The organism is Polynucleobacter rarus, from assembly GCF_003072505.1.
Taxonomy (GTDB): domain Bacteria; phylum Pseudomonadota; class Gammaproteobacteria; order Burkholderiales; family Burkholderiaceae; genus Polynucleobacter; species Polynucleobacter rarus.
This window is the reverse complement of sequence record NZ_NTGB01000001.1, coordinates 1,626,094-1,640,474: the sequence shown is the minus strand read 5'-3', so window position 1 is coordinate 1,640,474 and position 14,381 is coordinate 1,626,094. Positions and strand designations below refer to the sequence as shown.

Sequence of the window (14,381 nt, the reverse complement as noted above, 5' to 3'; positions counted from 1 at the left end):
GCTGTTTTTATGCGTTATATATCCACTAGAGGTAGTCAACAAAACCTCTCTTTTTTACAAATCCTGTTAGCGGGTTTAGCTCCTGATGGTGGCTTATATTTGCCAGAGACTTATCCACAGATTAGTAAGCAAACTTTAGATAGTTGGCGTGGTTTGTCTTATGCACAGTTAGCGTTTGAGATATTGAGTTTATTCGCTGACGACATCCCTGCTGCGGATTTAAAAGTAATTTGTGAAAAAACATACACCAGCAAGGTCTATTGCCACACTCGTGAGCAGGATGATGCGACTGATATTACGCCAGTTCATTGGTTGGGTGATGTGGCTGTTGGTCAGGGACAAACTTCTATTGGTTTACTGAGCTTATCCAATGGCCCGACTCTTGCATTCAAAGACATGGCGATGCAGCTCTTAGGTAATTTGTTTGAATATGTTTTGGCACGTGAAAATAAAGAACTCAATATTCTCGGGGCCACGTCAGGTGACACGGGTAGTGCCGCTGAGTACGCCATGCGTGGTAAAAAAGGGATTAAGGTATTTATGCTTTCGCCCAAAGGGAAAATGAGTCCGTTTCAGTGTGCTCAGATGTATTCCTTGAAGGATGAAAATATTTTTAATATTGCTATTGAAGGGGTATTTGATGATGCCCAAGATATCGTTAAAGCGGTCAGTAATGACCTAGCTTTCAAGGCTCAGCATCAGATTGGTACGGTAAACTCGATCAATTGGGCCCGCGTTGTCGCTCAAGTCGTTTACTATTTTGCCGGTTATTTAAGAGCAACCGACAGTAGTTCAGAAAAAGTTTCTTTTTGTGTGCCGAGTGGTAACTTTGGTAATGTCTGCGCTGGTCATATTGCGAGGATGATGGGCTTGCCAATTGAAAAATTAATTGTTGCAACCAATGAAAATGATGTCTTGGATGAGTTTTTTAAAACGGGTGTTTACCGTGCCAGAAAAGCAGCAGAAACCTTACATACTTCGAGTCCCTCCATGGATATTTCGAAGGCAAGTAACTTTGAGCGTTTTGTATTCGATTGGCTTGGACGAGACGGGGCGGAAGTAGCAAAGCTATTTAAGCAAGTGGACACCAGTGGTGGTTTTGATTTTTCTAATACAACCCAGTTTGGTCAAATTGCACAATATGGTTTTGTCTCCGGTAGAAGTACCCACGAAGACCGGATTCGGACGATTCAGCAAGTCGCCAATACTTATCATGTCGTGATTGATACCCATACTGCTGACGGTATGAAGGTGGCGCTGGAACATCTAACAGCTGGCGTGAAGATGCTTGTGTTAGAAACAGCCTTACCAATTAAATTTGCTAGTACGATTGAGGAAGCTTTAGGTCATCCGCCTGGCCGCCCAAGTGCCTTTGAAGGGATTGAGCAGTTGCCCCAGCAGGTCATCGAAATGCCGCCAAATGTACAAGCCGTTAAACAATTTATTGTTGAACATACCAAATGAGTGAACAGATTAAACAACCTTTAAAGACTGCTTCCCAAGCGTTAGAGATTCTTCTAGCCAAAGCGCAAAACGTAAAAGAGACTGAACTTGTGACCGTGCAGGATGCTTTATATCGGGTGCTCGCCGTTGATCAAGTGAGTCATGTCAGTGTTCCTCCAGCGGATAACACTCAAATGGACGGCTATGTGATGCGCGCAGCAGATGTTAAAGAAATTGGGGCTGTCTTGCCAGTTTCGCAGCGGATTCCAGCCGGTAGTGTTGGGGTGACTTTAAAGCCTGGGACGATGGCACGAATTTTTACGGGAGCCAATATTCCTGATGGTGCCGATGCTGTTGTGATGCAAGAGGATTGTGAAGTGCTTACGCAGCCAAATATGGAAGGTCTTGATTACACAGTACGTGTTAATCAAATCCCGAATAGTGGTCAATGGGTTCGACGTAGCGGTGAAGATATTCAGGCAGGACATGTTGTGCTCTCGAAGGGGACTTTTCTACGTCCACAAGAGTTAGGCGTTGCTGCCTCTGCAGGTATTACTCACCTCGAAGTATTTAGACGTGTGAAGGTCGCCTTATTTTTTACGGGAGATGAATTAACCCTGCCAGGTCAGCCTTTGAAGCCGGGTGGTATTTATAACTCTAACCGCGACACTTTACTGGCTTGTATTAAATCGCTAGGTTGTGAAGCCACAGATTTTGGGATTGTGCCCGATACATTAGAGTCTACCCGTCAAACACTGCGTCAAGCAGCGATTGGGCATGATCTGATTGTGACTTCGGGGGGCGTCTCAGTTGGTGAAGAAGATCATATCAAGCCGGCAGTCAGTGCAGAAGGCAGCTTAGATATGTGGCAAATTGCAATTAAGCCAGGTAAGCCTTTGGCTTTTGGTCAGATTCCCAAAGGAAGTTCAGATCAAACGTGGTTTATGGGATTGCCGGGTAACCCAGTATCGAGCTTTGTTACTTTTTTATTATTTGTACAGCCTTTTATTTTGGCTCTACAAGGTAGAAAAAATCGACCACTGCAGCGTTTTCCACTCAAAGCAAATTTTGTATGGACAAAACCCGATCGTCGGAACGAATTCTTAAGAGTTCGGATTAATGATGCCGGTACGGTAGACTTATTCGCAAATCAAAGTTCTGGCGTATTAACCAGTGCAGCTTGGGGTGATGGCTTGATTGACGTGCCAGCAGGAACCAAGATTGCAGAGGGTGATACGGTACACTTTATGCCTTTTTCTCAATTCTTTAATTAGGTTCGTCGTGAAAATTAAACTGCGCTTTTTTGCATCGATTCGAGAAAGTTTAGATTTAAGTGAGATGGATTTATCCGTGCCACCTGATGTGAAAACGATCGCGCAACTCCGAGCTTATTTAATTAATATTGATGCCTTATGGGCTGATACACTTGCGCTTAAAAGACCTATCCGAGTTGCGCAACATCAGACGATGGTTGAGCCTGACACCTTGATTGAAGACGGTGCAGAAGTGGCATTTTTCCCGCCCGTAACAGGCGGTTAAACTCAATTTGATATTGAACCGATCATGAAAATTTCAATTCAAACGGAAGACTTTGATGTCTCGCAAGAATTAAAAATCTTAAGCGCGAATCATTCGCAAATTGGTGGTATCAATATTTTTGTAGGAACGGTTCGTGACAATCATCAAGGTGACGCAATTTCCGCAATGAGTCTTGAGCACTATCCTGGGATGACAGAAAAATCCTTAGAGGATATTCTTGAGCAAGCCAAGAAACGCTGGGATGTTTTGAATGCTACCGTCATTCACCGCGTTGGCGACCTTAAGGTCGGCGATCAAATTGTCCTCGTTGCAATTGCTAGTACTCATCGTGGTGACGCTTTTGCTGCCTGTGAGTTTGTGATGGATTATCTAAAAACCTCGGCTCCATTTTGGAAAAAAGAACATACTGCAGATGGGGCGCGTTGGGTTGATGCTAGAACTTCAGATGATGAACGTTTGAAAAAGTGGCAAGTTAAGGATTAGTCACCTTTGGTAACTTCATCTTACTGAAGTGAATTCACCTTATGAGCTAGATTGAAAATATCTGACGAAAATGTTCATCAAAGTTAATCAAAGAACATCATTTGAAATGGTTCCTTTTGCCATTCCCAGTAAACCTCAGTTTTTTTAGGTTGCTAGCTGCTGCCAGTTGAGTTTTTATCGCTAAATTTCACCAAAGTTGATTTCAAGGTCCGCTGTAACTTGACTTCTTCATATCGAGCGATCGCATTAAGATCATCTTCTGCGTAGTCCAAATTCACTTCATCATCATCGCCGGATAAGCCAGGCATTGTTTTAAAGTATTCGACCCAATCTGCTCGAGGACGCATGTCGACAATAAAATTTCTCAAATACGCATCTAGGACACGATCTCTTGGATGCGCAAGTTCATGCGTGAGTGCATCGAGATAGTCACTCTTTTTCGAGGCAATCCAATCGATGGCGAAGCCGGCCCGGTAGCACAACTCGGTATGCACGAGAAGCATGCTACGACCGTTCCCATCCAGAAATGGATGCCCCCAAGCAAATGCTCCCATTACCTCACCAGGCCACTTTCGCATGTGCTCAGTGTTGTTACCCATGTTCAGGCCCCACTCCACTGCATGTTGGGATAATTCTGATACTTCGAACTGAACCTTCGATCCCTTGGAAACAAGTCGACCGACTCCCAGCGAAAGGCGATCTTGACCAGACCACGGATAGACGTCTTGGAATAGGGTTCCATGAACCTTAAGATAGTCACCATATGTGAGCGGACCATCGATGCGCCTCAACTGGTCAAGAGCTTCTTCGAGCCGAACTTTGAAGGAGTTGTGCTCAATCCGGCTTATCTTTAACGGGTCTTTGATAGCTTCAAAATTGCGAAGATAGCCGGCAGTTTGGAAGTCATTGAACGGATCGAACACTTTCCTCCTCTTTCATATGATTAGTTAACAAGCGCACCATCTGACGGCCGCTGATTATATTTTTTTTGGTCAAGGCAACCAACAATTCATCTGTGGGGTCTTGCTTTACGTCATCGCCAGCAAGTCGGGTAACAGCGTCTGCCCAATCATCCATTCTTGTGCGCCGTGCGATCACACCATGCTGAATCGCAAGGCGACGAACAAAATCACTTACTCCCTTTATAGGGAGCATCTCCAACTGAGTCGTCAGATCAATTTTCAGATAGTTTTTGAACCCGTTATGCTTTCGCGAATAGACCACTTGTACATTATTGAACTTGAGGTTGCGCGACATGCGTCGTTTGGAGGTATCCAGAAAATAAATGGTTTCACCTGATTCTGCATTAACCTCAACGAAATCCACTTCCACGCCGAGGCGTTCGAAAAGCTCTTTTGCTACTTGCTGGTCATTGGCGACAAGGAGCACTTCACCATCTGTAACCTTGTGGGCCTTGGCATAAATTCCAGCCCCCAGCTTGATAAGCTTCCCTTCTTGAGTCAGAGTGCGTAGCACTTCGCTCAGTTGTGTGTCACTACCGAGATTTGCGATGTCAGATCGCAAGATTACGTTTCCGCTTCGCTTAGCGATGGAAATTTGAACTCGATTTTTAAGCAACATTTTCTTAACCTTGTTTTATGGCTGAAATATTAATTTTACCATATAAAACAATAGTCTGTACATACAAAAGATAACGGCTTACCGTTATCTTTTGTAAACACCAGAACAGTTTTTACCCTTCAATGAGTGTTATATAGATAATGCTGTTTGAATTCAAATAAAAACAATTAAATTGCTAAATTAGCCTGATTAAGAGGCTATAAAGATGACTCGTACAAAGGGTTAAAAACTCAGAGCTAAAGCCCTAAGTCTACTGACTTAAATGATTGGAATGAAGAAATTCCTTTTATCTTTTTTTGCTAACTTTTTTAATTGAATTTCTGCCTTAAGCGCTGTCGAGTGATTCTCACAAATCATTGAATTCAATAATTTGACTGGCCTGCGTCCTCTCGTATATTTTGCACCTTTGCCCGCATTATGAGTGGCGATACGATCATCGAGAGAATTGGTGATGCCGGTATAAAAAGTTCCGTCACTACACTCTAAAAGGTATAGATACCATTTCTTATCCGTCGTCGGTATACTCAAGTTAACTGTCATGAACAATATTTTAGGATAGCTCTTGAAATTTTGTAAAACGTACTCATGTAAGGAATATACATATTTTCTTATTTCTTAATAGAGGACCTCATGAGAATCGAAAAACTAACTACCAAATTTCAAGAAGCGCTAGCCGAAGGCCAAAGCCTTGCGGTCACAAACGATAACCAATTTATTGAGCCAGAACACGTTTTAATCGCAATGTTACAAGACCGCGATGGAGCTGGCAAAAGCCTTCTCACTCGCTCAGGTGTGCGAGTGGATGCCTTAATCAATGACCTTCAACTGCGCTTGAAAAAGCTTCCACAAGTTCAAGGAAGTGGCGAAGTACAAGTTGGCAGAAGCTTATCTGCCTGGTTAAACCTGACTGAAAAAGAAGCCAATAAAAAAGGTGATCAATTTATTGCTGTAGAGCTCATGTTCTTGGTCTTAGCAGACGACAAGGGTGAACTAGGTAAAGCGGCACGGGCGGCTGGTTTATCGCGTCAAAGTTTGGAAGCAACGATTGAGCAAGTTCGTGGTGGTCAAACGGTGAATAGTAATGATGCAGAATCGCAGCGTGAAGCATTAAAAAAATACACGGTGGATTTAACTGAACGTGCCCGTTTAGGCAAGTTGGATCCTGTGATTGGACGGGATGATGAAATCCGTCGCGCAATCCAAATTTTACAAAGACGGACTAAAAATAATCCTGTCTTAATTGGTGAGCCTGGAGTTGGTAAAACAGCCATTGTTGAGGGACTCGCGCAGCGTATTGTGAATGGTGAAGTGCCAGAGTCTTTAAAAAATAAACGTGTCTTAGTACTAGATATGGCATTACTATTAGCCGGTGCAAAATTTCGTGGTGAATTTGAAGAGCGTCTCAAAGCAGTACTCTCTGATATTGCTAAAGATGAAGGTCAAACCATCATCTTTATTGATGAGATCCATACGATGGTGGGTGCTGGTAAAACAGAAGGTTCGATGGATGCAGGCAATATGCTCAAGCCAGCATTGGCGAGGGGTGAGTTACATTGTATTGGCGCAACCACTTTAGATGAATACCGTAAATATATAGAAAAAGACTCAGCGCTAGAGCGCCGTTTCCAAAAGGTGTTAGTCGATGAGCCGAGTGTTGAGGCAACGATTGCTATATTGCGTGGTTTGCAGGAAAAATATGAGTTACACCATGGGGTAGAAATTACTGATCCAGCAATCGTGGCGGCCGCTGAGTTATCTCACCGTTACATTACGGATCGTTTTTTACCGGATAAAGCAATTGATTTAATCGATGAAGCAGCTTCGAAAATTAAGATGGAAATCGACTCGAAACCTGAAGTCATGGACAAACTCGATCGTCGGATTATTCAGTTAAAAATTGAACGAGAAGCGGTCAAAAAAGAAAAAGATGAGTCCTCTAAAAAACGCTTTTCCTTAATCGAGGAAGAAATTACGAAGTTGAGTAAAGAATACGCTGACCTAGAGGAAATTTGGATGGCTGAGAAGGGCGCTGCGCAGGGAACTGCCCATATCAAAGAAGAAATTGATCAGGTGAAGATGGAAATTGTACGTTTTCAGCGCGAAGGTAAATTAGATAAAGTAGCTGAATTGCAATACGGTAAATTACCTGAACTGGAAGGTAAATTAAAGTCTGCAACAACTGCAGAAGCTAAAGGTGGCGCAAAGCCGAATAAGTTATTGCGAACCCATGTAGGGGCTGAAGAAATTGCTGAAGTTGTGTCCCGAGCAACTGGTATTCCTGTTTCAAAAATGATGCAAGGTGAGCGCGATAAGTTATTAAAAATGGAATCCTACTTACATCAGCGAGTCGTTGGCCAAGAAGATGCGATTGTGGCGGTTTCTAATGCCATTCGTCGCTCACGTGCTGGTTTGTCAGATGAAGGCCGCCCTTACGGGTCATTCTTGTTCCTAGGGCCTACTGGAGTTGGTAAAACAGAATTATGTAAGGCTTTGGCGAGTTTTCTATTCGATAGCGAAGACCATTTAATTCGGATTGATATGAGTGAGTTTATGGAAAAGCACAGCGTCTCTAGATTAATTGGTGCTCCTCCAGGTTATGTCGGCTATGAAGAGGGTGGCTATTTAACTGAACTGGTTCGTCGCAAACCCTATAGTGTGATTTTGTTAGATGAGGTTGAAAAAGCCCATCCTGATGTGTTTAACGTACTTCTTCAAGTTCTAGATGATGGACGGATGACCGATGGTCAGGGTAGAACGGTGGATTTTAAAAATACCGTAATTGTGATGACCAGCAATTTAGGTTCTCACCTGATTCAGTCCATGGTTGGTAAACCACAAGAAGATATCAAAGATGCTGTGTGGGAAGAAGTGAAGGATCATTTCCGGCCGGAATTCTTAAACCGGATTGATGAAGTAGTAGTGTTTCATGCTCTAGATCAGCGTCAAATTAGTTCAATTGCGAAGATTCAGTTGCAACGTTTAACAGATCGTTTAGCGAAGATGGATATGCAACTTGATGTCAGCGATGAGGCTTTGTTAAAGATTGCAGAGGCTGGTTTTGATCCGTTATTCGGCGCTAGACCACTCAAGCGGGCAATTCAACAATATATCGAGAACCCGATTGCACTGCGTATTTTGGAAGGGAAATATGGTCCAAAAGATATTATTCCGGTGAATGTGGAAAATAATGAATTTGTTTTTGAGAGGAAAGTTCATTAATTCGCTAAAATGGGAGAATGAGACAAAATAATAATGATGTTGAGTTAATTACTTTAATTGGAATTGCTCACAGCATCTCCCACTTTTTTCATTTACTGATTGCCCCTTTATTCCCATGGATTAAAGAGGAGTTTGGCTTGAGTTATTCTGAACTCGGCTTGCTCATGACCGTGTTTTATGTCTCTTCCTTTATCACCCAATCGATTAGTGGTATTTGGGTTGACCGGCATGGTGCTCGCCCCATTCTTTACATCGGTATCTCTTTGCTAATTGCCGGTGCAATGTTAGTTGGAGTTTCCCAATATTATTGGATGCTACTCCTCGGAATGGCTATCACGGGGATTGGGAACGGGGTATTCCATCCTGTGAACTACACTTTAATCAATCATCTGGTTAAACCTAAAAACCTTCCCCATGCATATTCGGTACACGGTGTAACTGGATACTTGGGCTGGGCTGCCGCTCCTCTTTTTTTATTGTCTATTACCGCCTTAGTTGGCAATTGGCGCGTTGCAGTGTTTGGCGCAGGTCTTTTAGCTGCTGCGGTTTTATTGCTTTTAATCTTACGTAAAGATCTTTTAAATGATGTACCAGTTGTTCACGAGCAAACCGAACTTCAGAGTATGCCCTTATTCAGTAAGCACACCGTCGAGTTTTTAAAATTACCTAATATTTGGCTAAGTTGGTTGTTCTTCTATCTAACAGCCTTTAGTTTTGTTGGAATTCAAAGCTTTTCTTCGACAGCTCTAGTCGATATTTATCATATCGACATTACCCAAACGACGGCTTCCTATACCCTATACATGATAAGTAGTGCGGTTGGTTTGATTGCTGGGGGTTTTGTGGCGACCAAGATTGAACAGCCTGATAGAGTGATTACTGGGGCATTTTTAGCTTCCGGAGTCGCCACTATTTTTGCTGGATTTGGTTTTTTTGCTCCTTGGAGTATTCCATTACTCTTTGCTATCATGGGCTTTGGATCTGGTATGGCATCTCCTTCTCGTGATTTAATGGTTCGGGCAGCCACACCGAAAGGCTCTTCCGGTAAGGTGTTTGGCCTAGTCTATTCAGGGATTGACTGCGGAAGTGCTACGGGCCCGATTCTTTTTGGATTATTTATGGATTGGAAGAGTCCTGAAATTATCTTTTACGGTATCGCTTTTTTCCAAATCATCGCTATATTTGTGGCTTCTCAACTCAATTCTCACAATCTTGCCAGGTTGTCTGAGCAACATAATTAATCACCTTTAAGTCTAAAGAGCTCTCGTAAAAGATCTTGTTACGAGAGTTTTGTTGCATTGCACCTTTAAAATTTCACATTGTGAAATGCCATTCTCATTGGTAAAAACCCTAAACAAAACCAATTCAAAAAATATATTAAATGATGATTATGCATTCCATATCGTGGAATAATTTACTTAAGTTACTGTTTTTAAATGAATAAATAATTTAAAAATTATTGAAAAATGGTGTTGTTAGAGTGGCCGAATTTCCATATAGTTTTTATAAGGGCTGGAATTCAAGAAGTACTTAAAAACTAGCCCCAAAAATTGAAGATTGGAATCAGATATCAACCAGTAACTCTAAATAAGGAAAAATTAGCATGACATCACGTAAAGAAGCCGCTGCAGCATTACAAAAAGATTGGGATACTAACCCGCGTTGGGCAGGAATTTCTCGTAATTACACCGCGGACGATGTCATTCGTTTGCGTGGCTCTTTACAGATTGAACATACCTTAGCAAAACGTGGTGCTGAGAAATTATGGAACCTCGTCCAAAATGAAGCCTATATTAATACCCTCGGTGCATTAACTGGTGGTCAAGCGATGCAACAAGTTAAAGCAGGTATCAAGGCAATTTATTTGTCGGGTTGGCAAGTTGCTGCCGATGCGAATAGTGGCATGGAGATGTATCCTGACCAGTCTTTATATCCAGTTGACTCCGTTCCCAAGGTAGTTGAGCGAATCAATAAGACTTTCAAACGCGCTGATGAGATTCAGTGGTCAAAAGGTCTCAACCCTGGTGATAGGGGATATATCGATTACTTTGCGCCAATCGTGGCAGATGCTGAAGCAGGTTTTGGCGGCGTTTTGAATGGTTTTGAACTGATGAAGGCCATGATTAACGCCGGAGCTGCAGGGGTTCACTTTGAAGATCAATTAGCTTCTGTTAAAAAATGCGGTCATATGGGCGGTAAAGTATTAGTACCGACTCAAGAGGCAATTCAGAAATTGAATTCAGCACGTTTAGCAGCTGATGTATTGGGCGTACCAACGGTGATCTTGGCTCGTACTGATGCGGAAGCAGCAGATTTAATCACGAGTGATTATGATGCAAACGATCGGCCTTTTGTAACTGGTGAGCGTACCTCTGAGGGCTTCTTTAAAACACGTAAAGGAATTGATCAAGCGATTTCCCGAGGTTTAGCTTACGCTCAATATGCTGATATGGTTTGGTGCGAAACGGGTACACCGGATTTAGATTTTGCTCGTAAGTTTGCGGAAGCACTACGCTCGAAGTTCCCAGGTAAGTTACTTGCTTATAACTGCTCCCCATCCTTTAACTGGCGTAAAAACCTTGATGATGCAACGATTGCAAAATTCCAACGTGAACTTGGCGCAATGGGTTATAAGTATCAATTTATTACCTTGGCTGGTATCCACTCCATGTGGTACAACATGTATGACTTGGCGCAAGATTACGCCAAACGCGGTATGTCAGCCTATGTTGAAAAAGTTCAAGAACCAGAATTTGCGGCGCGTGATCGTGGCTACACATTCGTATCGCATCAACAAGAAGTTGGTACAGGCTATTTTGATGATGTAACGACAGTGATTCAAGGTGGTAAATCATCTGTCACAGCATTGACAGGTTCGACTGAAGAAGAGCAGTTCCACTAGAAGTTTTCGATCTCGACTATCCGTCTAGGTCTGAAGCCCAGCGACAAAATCGCTGGGTTTTTTATTTATCTTAAAACTTGTTAAACTAGGCTCATGAATTTAAATGATTGTCCTCTTTGTTTAACTGACGGCGGTCACTGCCTTTATCGCGGTGATCATCTACGCATCATTGCGCCGCAAGAAGTGGAGTTTCCAGGGTTGATCCGAGTTGTCTGGCATCAGCACCTTGCTGAAATGACCGATTTGATACCTACGCAACGTAGTCATTTAATGATGACGGTTTGTATTGTGGAAGATATCATCCGTAAAGTTATGCAACCCGATAAAATCAATTTAGCAGCCTTTGGTAATGTGGTACCTCACCTCCATTGGCATGTCATTCCACGTTGGCATAATGATCCATATTTCCCAAACCCTATTTGGGGGGCAAAACAACGTGAGGTCATTGAGGTACAACAGGAGTGGCGTAAAAATCAAGAAAAACAATTGATGAGCGCAATTGAAGAATATTTTGTATCTCATCCTCAAGTAAGTTAAGTTAATGGCAACGACAAAGCTCATGACCCTTGCACAGCGAGAGGCCTTTTTCTCTACATTACAGAAATCCAACCCTCATCCTGAAACTGAACTTGCTTATGTCTCTCCCTTTGAGTTATTGACTGCAGTACTTTTATCTGCACAAGCAACTGATATTTCCGTAAATAAGGCGACCCGTAAACTATTTTTAGTTGCTAATACTCCTCAAAAAATATTGAACTTAGGTGAGGCTGGGTTATTACCCTATATTGCTTCAATTGGTTTATACCGAATGAAAGGCAAGCACCTACTACAAACTTGCCAATTACTCTTGGATTTGCATGGTGGTCGTGTACCTAGAGATCGTGAGTCTCTCGAAGCTTTACCTGGAGTAGGTCGTAAAACGGCTAATGTATTACTCAATACCTTATTCGGCGAAATTGCGATGGCGGTTGATACCCATATTTTCAGAGTATCGAATCGTACTGGTCTGGCTCCCGGAAAAGATGTATTAGTGGTTGAGCAACAGTTACTTAAACGCGTCCCTAAACCCTATTTACTCCATGCACATCACTGGTTAATTTTGTTGGGAAGGTATGTCTGTCAAGCAAGGTCACCACAGTGCTCACTGTGTACGGTTGAGCCAGTGTGCCAATCTAAAGAAAAGAATTTCAAATCTCGTTAAGAGAATAGTTACTTCTATATGAGTTTATTTAATCCAACGAAAGATCAGGTCCGGGAGTTTTTTTGCATGACCTGGCACAAGCAAGTTTCGAACGGGATCCTAACTCCCCTAGAATCAATAGCTGCAAGGTGGATGGTGGAGCATCCCGAATACCATGAATTATTAAGTGAATTAGAAGTCGCAAAAGACAAAGAGTTTTCGGTAGAAAATGGTCAAACCAATCCCTTTTTACATTTGTCGATGCATCTGAGCCTGACCGAAATGGTTCAAGTGGATCAACCCAAGGGGATCAATGCCATTAGTAAAGAGTTAACCATCAAACTAGACTCTGAGCATACTGCCCAACATCAAATGATGGAGTGTTTGGGGCAGATTTTGTGGGAGTCGCAACGCAATGGTACGCAACCAGATATGCAGGAGTATTTAATGCTCTTACAACGATTGTTGTAACCAGTCTCTTAAAACTCGCTTAACTTTTGCTTGGCGCGAGCCATCGCCGCTTCAATAATGGCCTTTTTACGGGCTTTTTCAGCGGCGTCATTTTCTGAAGGTAAAGCTGCTAATTTGGCAGCTGCTTTATTGCTCTGCCTGATCAACAAATCTCTTTCTTCTCTTGCTTGACGAGACTTGTGGGCTTCATAATGATGTTTTGCAAAGTTGGCTTGTTCACTCGACCAAGCTTGCCATCCAGTTTGATTCTCTGTGACAGGCACCATCTCAATACAATCGACCGGGCAGGGAGCAACACATAGATCACAACCAGTACAGCGATCATTGATGACGAAGTGTAACTTTTTGGGTGCGCCAATAATGGCATCTACAGGGCAGGCTTTAATGCATAAAGTGCAACCAATACACTCTTTTTCGTCAATCACTGCGAGCGGCCTAGGACGCTCTAAGCCGTGAGTTTCATCGAGAGGTAAGATGGGCTGCTTTAATATTTTGGCTAGTCTTACGATGCCCTCAACCCCTCCGGGAGGGCAGCGGTTATACAAAGCCTCATCCTTGCTCATTGCTTTAGCATAGGCATGGCAATCAGGGTAACCACACTTGGTACATTGGGTTTGAGGTAGGGCACTATCCAACTCAGTGAGCAGGGAGTTTTTAATAGGATGATTACTTGTATTCAAGTTTTCATTTTACCAAGATTTGATCTTGGTTTTTTGTAATGCATTAGGCCAAACAAAAAGCCCCTTGGAAGATTTAGCATCTCATCAAGGGGCCAACAATCTTAATCTTTTATCTACCTTCTAAGATCAAGGCAGTTCACTAAAAAGATTTACTCAATCCAATGTAAAAATTCTTCTTTAGGTTTTCTAACTTTAGGTACTTTTGAAAGCCAATCTTCATCTGCTTTTCTAAATCCCAAAGGTAGAATTACAGTACTACGAAGACCTTTTTCTCTAAGGTTCAACAGAATGTCTAATTCAGCGGGGTTGAAACCTTCCATTGGTGTTGCGTCAATTTCTTCTTCAGCAGCTGCGATTAAGGCAGTACCGAGACCAATATAGGATTGTTTTGCTGCGTGATTGAAGTTTACTTCTGGATCTCTTGTTGTAAAGTTCTTAATTACACCTGCACGATATGCAATAGTCGCTTCGCTTCTATTATTACGAATCTCTTCTGCTCTATCAAATGCGTGGTTGACGCGGTCTTCAGTGTAAGTATCCCATGCTGCAAAAACAACAAGGTATGAACAATCCGTAATTTGAGATTGATTATTTGCAACGGCTTTAATTTTTTCACGAAGATCTTTGTTCGAGATAACGAATAACTCGTATGGTTGTAAACCGAAAGAGCTAGCTGAAAGTCTAACTGCTTCTAAAATACGTTCTACTGTTTCTTTTGGCACGGACTTGGTGGAATCCATTTTTTTAGTAGCATAACGCCACTTTAATTTCTCGATAAGACTCATTTACATTCCTTTTGATTCGATTAATAAAATATTAATTTTCATTTTACTCAATTTTTGTTAATTGACTAATGCATTCAAAGCAAAGTGTGTTTTCACAC

The 14,381-nt window shown here is 42.3% G+C and carries 15 protein-coding genes; 10 read left to right on the top strand and 5 right to left on the bottom strand.

Annotated features, from left to right (window positions below):
- The first annotated feature begins 9 nt into the window (after positions 1–9).
- From thrC to moaE, 4 genes are read left to right on the top strand one after another with little or no spacing between them, the layout of a single operon-like run.
- Entirely contained in the window at positions 10–1,464 is a 1,455-nt protein-coding gene (thrC, locus tag AOC35_RS07740) for a threonine synthase (RefSeq protein ID WP_108646541.1), read from the top strand.
- Positions 1,461–2,717, top strand: a complete 1,257-nt coding sequence (locus tag AOC35_RS07735; protein WP_108646540.1) for a molybdopterin molybdotransferase MoeA — start codon at positions 1,461–1,463, stop codon at positions 2,715–2,717. Before thrC ends, AOC35_RS07735 begins: the two co-directional genes overlap by 4 nt.
- Positions 2,718–2,724: 7 nt before the next feature.
- The gene (gene moaD / locus AOC35_RS07730; protein WP_108646539.1) at positions 2,725–2,982 is read left to right on the top strand and encodes a molybdopterin converting factor subunit 1; all 258 of its coding nucleotides are present in this window, start codon (positions 2,725–2,727) and stop codon (positions 2,980–2,982) included.
- A gap of 24 nt (positions 2,983–3,006) precedes the next feature.
- Positions 3,007–3,465 (top strand): molybdopterin synthase catalytic subunit MoaE, encoded by a 459-nt coding sequence (gene moaE / locus AOC35_RS07725; RefSeq protein WP_108646538.1) that lies wholly within the window; start codon positions 3,007–3,009, stop codon positions 3,463–3,465.
- 152 nt (positions 3,466–3,617) lie between these two features.
- Here moaE and AOC35_RS07720 read toward each other — a convergent pair whose 3' ends face one another.
- The 3 genes from AOC35_RS07720 to AOC35_RS07710 all read right to left on the bottom strand — a co-directional run bounded on the left by AOC35_RS07720 (position 3,618) and on the right by AOC35_RS07710 (position 5,586).
- Complete coding sequence (locus AOC35_RS07720; RefSeq protein ID WP_108646537.1) at positions 3,618–4,388, bottom strand: Fic/DOC family protein; 771 nt, start codon at positions 4,386–4,388, stop codon at positions 3,618–3,620.
- Positions 4,369–5,046: a hypothetical protein gene (locus AOC35_RS07715; RefSeq protein WP_108646536.1), complete on the bottom strand. Its 678-nt coding sequence runs from the start codon at positions 5,044–5,046 to the stop codon at positions 4,369–4,371. Before AOC35_RS07715 ends, AOC35_RS07720 begins: the two co-directional genes overlap by 20 nt.
- A 258-nt stretch (positions 5,047–5,304) precedes the next feature.
- A complete protein-coding gene (locus AOC35_RS07710; protein WP_108646535.1) occupies positions 5,305–5,586 on the bottom strand; it encodes a GIY-YIG nuclease family protein in 282 nt (93 codons plus the stop codon).
- 90 nt (positions 5,587–5,676) lie between these two features.
- Between AOC35_RS07710 and clpB the strand changes: the two genes are divergently transcribed.
- The 6 genes from clpB (at position 5,677) to AOC35_RS07680 (ending at position 12,818) form a co-directional block, all read left to right on the top strand.
- Positions 5,677–8,265, top strand: coding sequence for an ATP-dependent chaperone ClpB (gene clpB, locus AOC35_RS07705; protein ID WP_108646534.1), 2,589 nt, complete (start codon positions 5,677–5,679; stop codon positions 8,263–8,265).
- A 17-nt stretch (positions 8,266–8,282) separates the two neighbouring features.
- Positions 8,283–9,506 carry an MFS transporter gene (locus tag AOC35_RS07700; protein ID WP_108646533.1) on the top strand — a complete coding sequence of 408 codons (1,224 nt, stop codon included), beginning with the start codon at positions 8,283–8,285 and terminating at the stop codon, positions 9,504–9,506.
- 362 nt (positions 9,507–9,868) lie between these two features.
- A complete protein-coding gene (gene aceA / locus AOC35_RS07695; protein ID WP_108646532.1) occupies positions 9,869–11,167 on the top strand; it encodes an isocitrate lyase in 1,299 nt (432 codons plus the stop codon).
- Positions 11,168–11,260: 93 nt separating this feature from the next.
- Complete coding sequence (locus tag AOC35_RS07690; protein WP_108646531.1) at positions 11,261–11,704, top strand: HIT family protein; 444 nt, start codon at positions 11,261–11,263, stop codon at positions 11,702–11,704.
- 22 nt (positions 11,705–11,726) lie between these two features.
- A complete protein-coding gene (nth, locus tag AOC35_RS07685) occupies positions 11,727–12,368 on the top strand; it encodes an endonuclease III (protein WP_108648761.1) in 642 nt (213 codons plus the stop codon).
- Positions 12,369–12,386: 18 nt separating this feature from the next.
- Complete coding sequence (locus AOC35_RS07680) at positions 12,387–12,818, top strand: DUF1841 family protein (RefSeq protein WP_108646530.1); 432 nt, start codon at positions 12,387–12,389, stop codon at positions 12,816–12,818.
- An 8-nt stretch (positions 12,819–12,826) separates the two neighbouring features.
- Here the strand turns inward: AOC35_RS07680 and rsxB are convergent, their stop codons facing one another.
- Both rsxB and AOC35_RS07670 read right to left on the bottom strand, forming a co-directional pair.
- Entirely contained in the window at positions 12,827–13,477 is a 651-nt protein-coding gene (gene rsxB, locus AOC35_RS07675; protein WP_425440640.1) for an electron transport complex subunit RsxB, read from the bottom strand.
- A gap of 170 nt (positions 13,478–13,647) precedes the next feature.
- The gene (locus AOC35_RS07670) at positions 13,648–14,283 is read right to left on the bottom strand and encodes an NAD(P)H-dependent oxidoreductase (protein WP_108646528.1); all 636 of its coding nucleotides are present in this window, start codon (positions 14,281–14,283) and stop codon (positions 13,648–13,650) included.
- Positions 14,284–14,381: the final 98 nt, after the last annotated feature.

Excerpts from the sequence above, each read along its gene's own strand:
- thrC (WP_108646541.1), top strand. The coding sequence starts at position 10 with ATGCGTTATATATCCACTAGAGGTAGTCAACAAAACCTCTCTTTTTTA.
- AOC35_RS07735 (WP_108646540.1), top strand. The coding sequence starts at position 1,461 with ATGAGTGAACAGATTAAACAACCTTTAAAGACTGCTTCCCAAGCGTTA.
- moaE (WP_108646538.1), top strand. The coding sequence starts at position 3,007 with ATGAAAATTTCAATTCAAACGGAAGACTTTGATGTCTCGCAAGAATTA.
- AOC35_RS07715 (WP_108646536.1), bottom strand. The coding sequence starts at position 5,046 with ATGTTGCTTAAAAATCGAGTTCAAATTTCCATCGCTAAGCGAAGCGGA.
- AOC35_RS07710 (WP_108646535.1), bottom strand. The coding sequence starts at position 5,586 with ATGACAGTTAACTTGAGTATACCGACGACGGATAAGAAATGGTATCTA.
- clpB (WP_108646534.1), top strand. The coding sequence starts at position 5,677 with ATGAGAATCGAAAAACTAACTACCAAATTTCAAGAAGCGCTAGCCGAA.
- AOC35_RS07700 (WP_108646533.1), top strand. The coding sequence starts at position 8,283 with ATGAGACAAAATAATAATGATGTTGAGTTAATTACTTTAATTGGAATT.
- aceA (WP_108646532.1), top strand. The coding sequence starts at position 9,869 with ATGACATCACGTAAAGAAGCCGCTGCAGCATTACAAAAAGATTGGGAT.
- AOC35_RS07690 (WP_108646531.1), top strand. The coding sequence starts at position 11,261 with ATGAATTTAAATGATTGTCCTCTTTGTTTAACTGACGGCGGTCACTGC.
- nth (WP_108648761.1), top strand. The coding sequence starts at position 11,727 with ATGACCCTTGCACAGCGAGAGGCCTTTTTCTCTACATTACAGAAATCC.
- AOC35_RS07680 (WP_108646530.1), top strand. The coding sequence starts at position 12,387 with ATGAGTTTATTTAATCCAACGAAAGATCAGGTCCGGGAGTTTTTTTGC.
- AOC35_RS07670 (WP_108646528.1), bottom strand. The coding sequence starts at position 14,283 with ATGAGTCTTATCGAGAAATTAAAGTGGCGTTATGCTACTAAAAAAATG.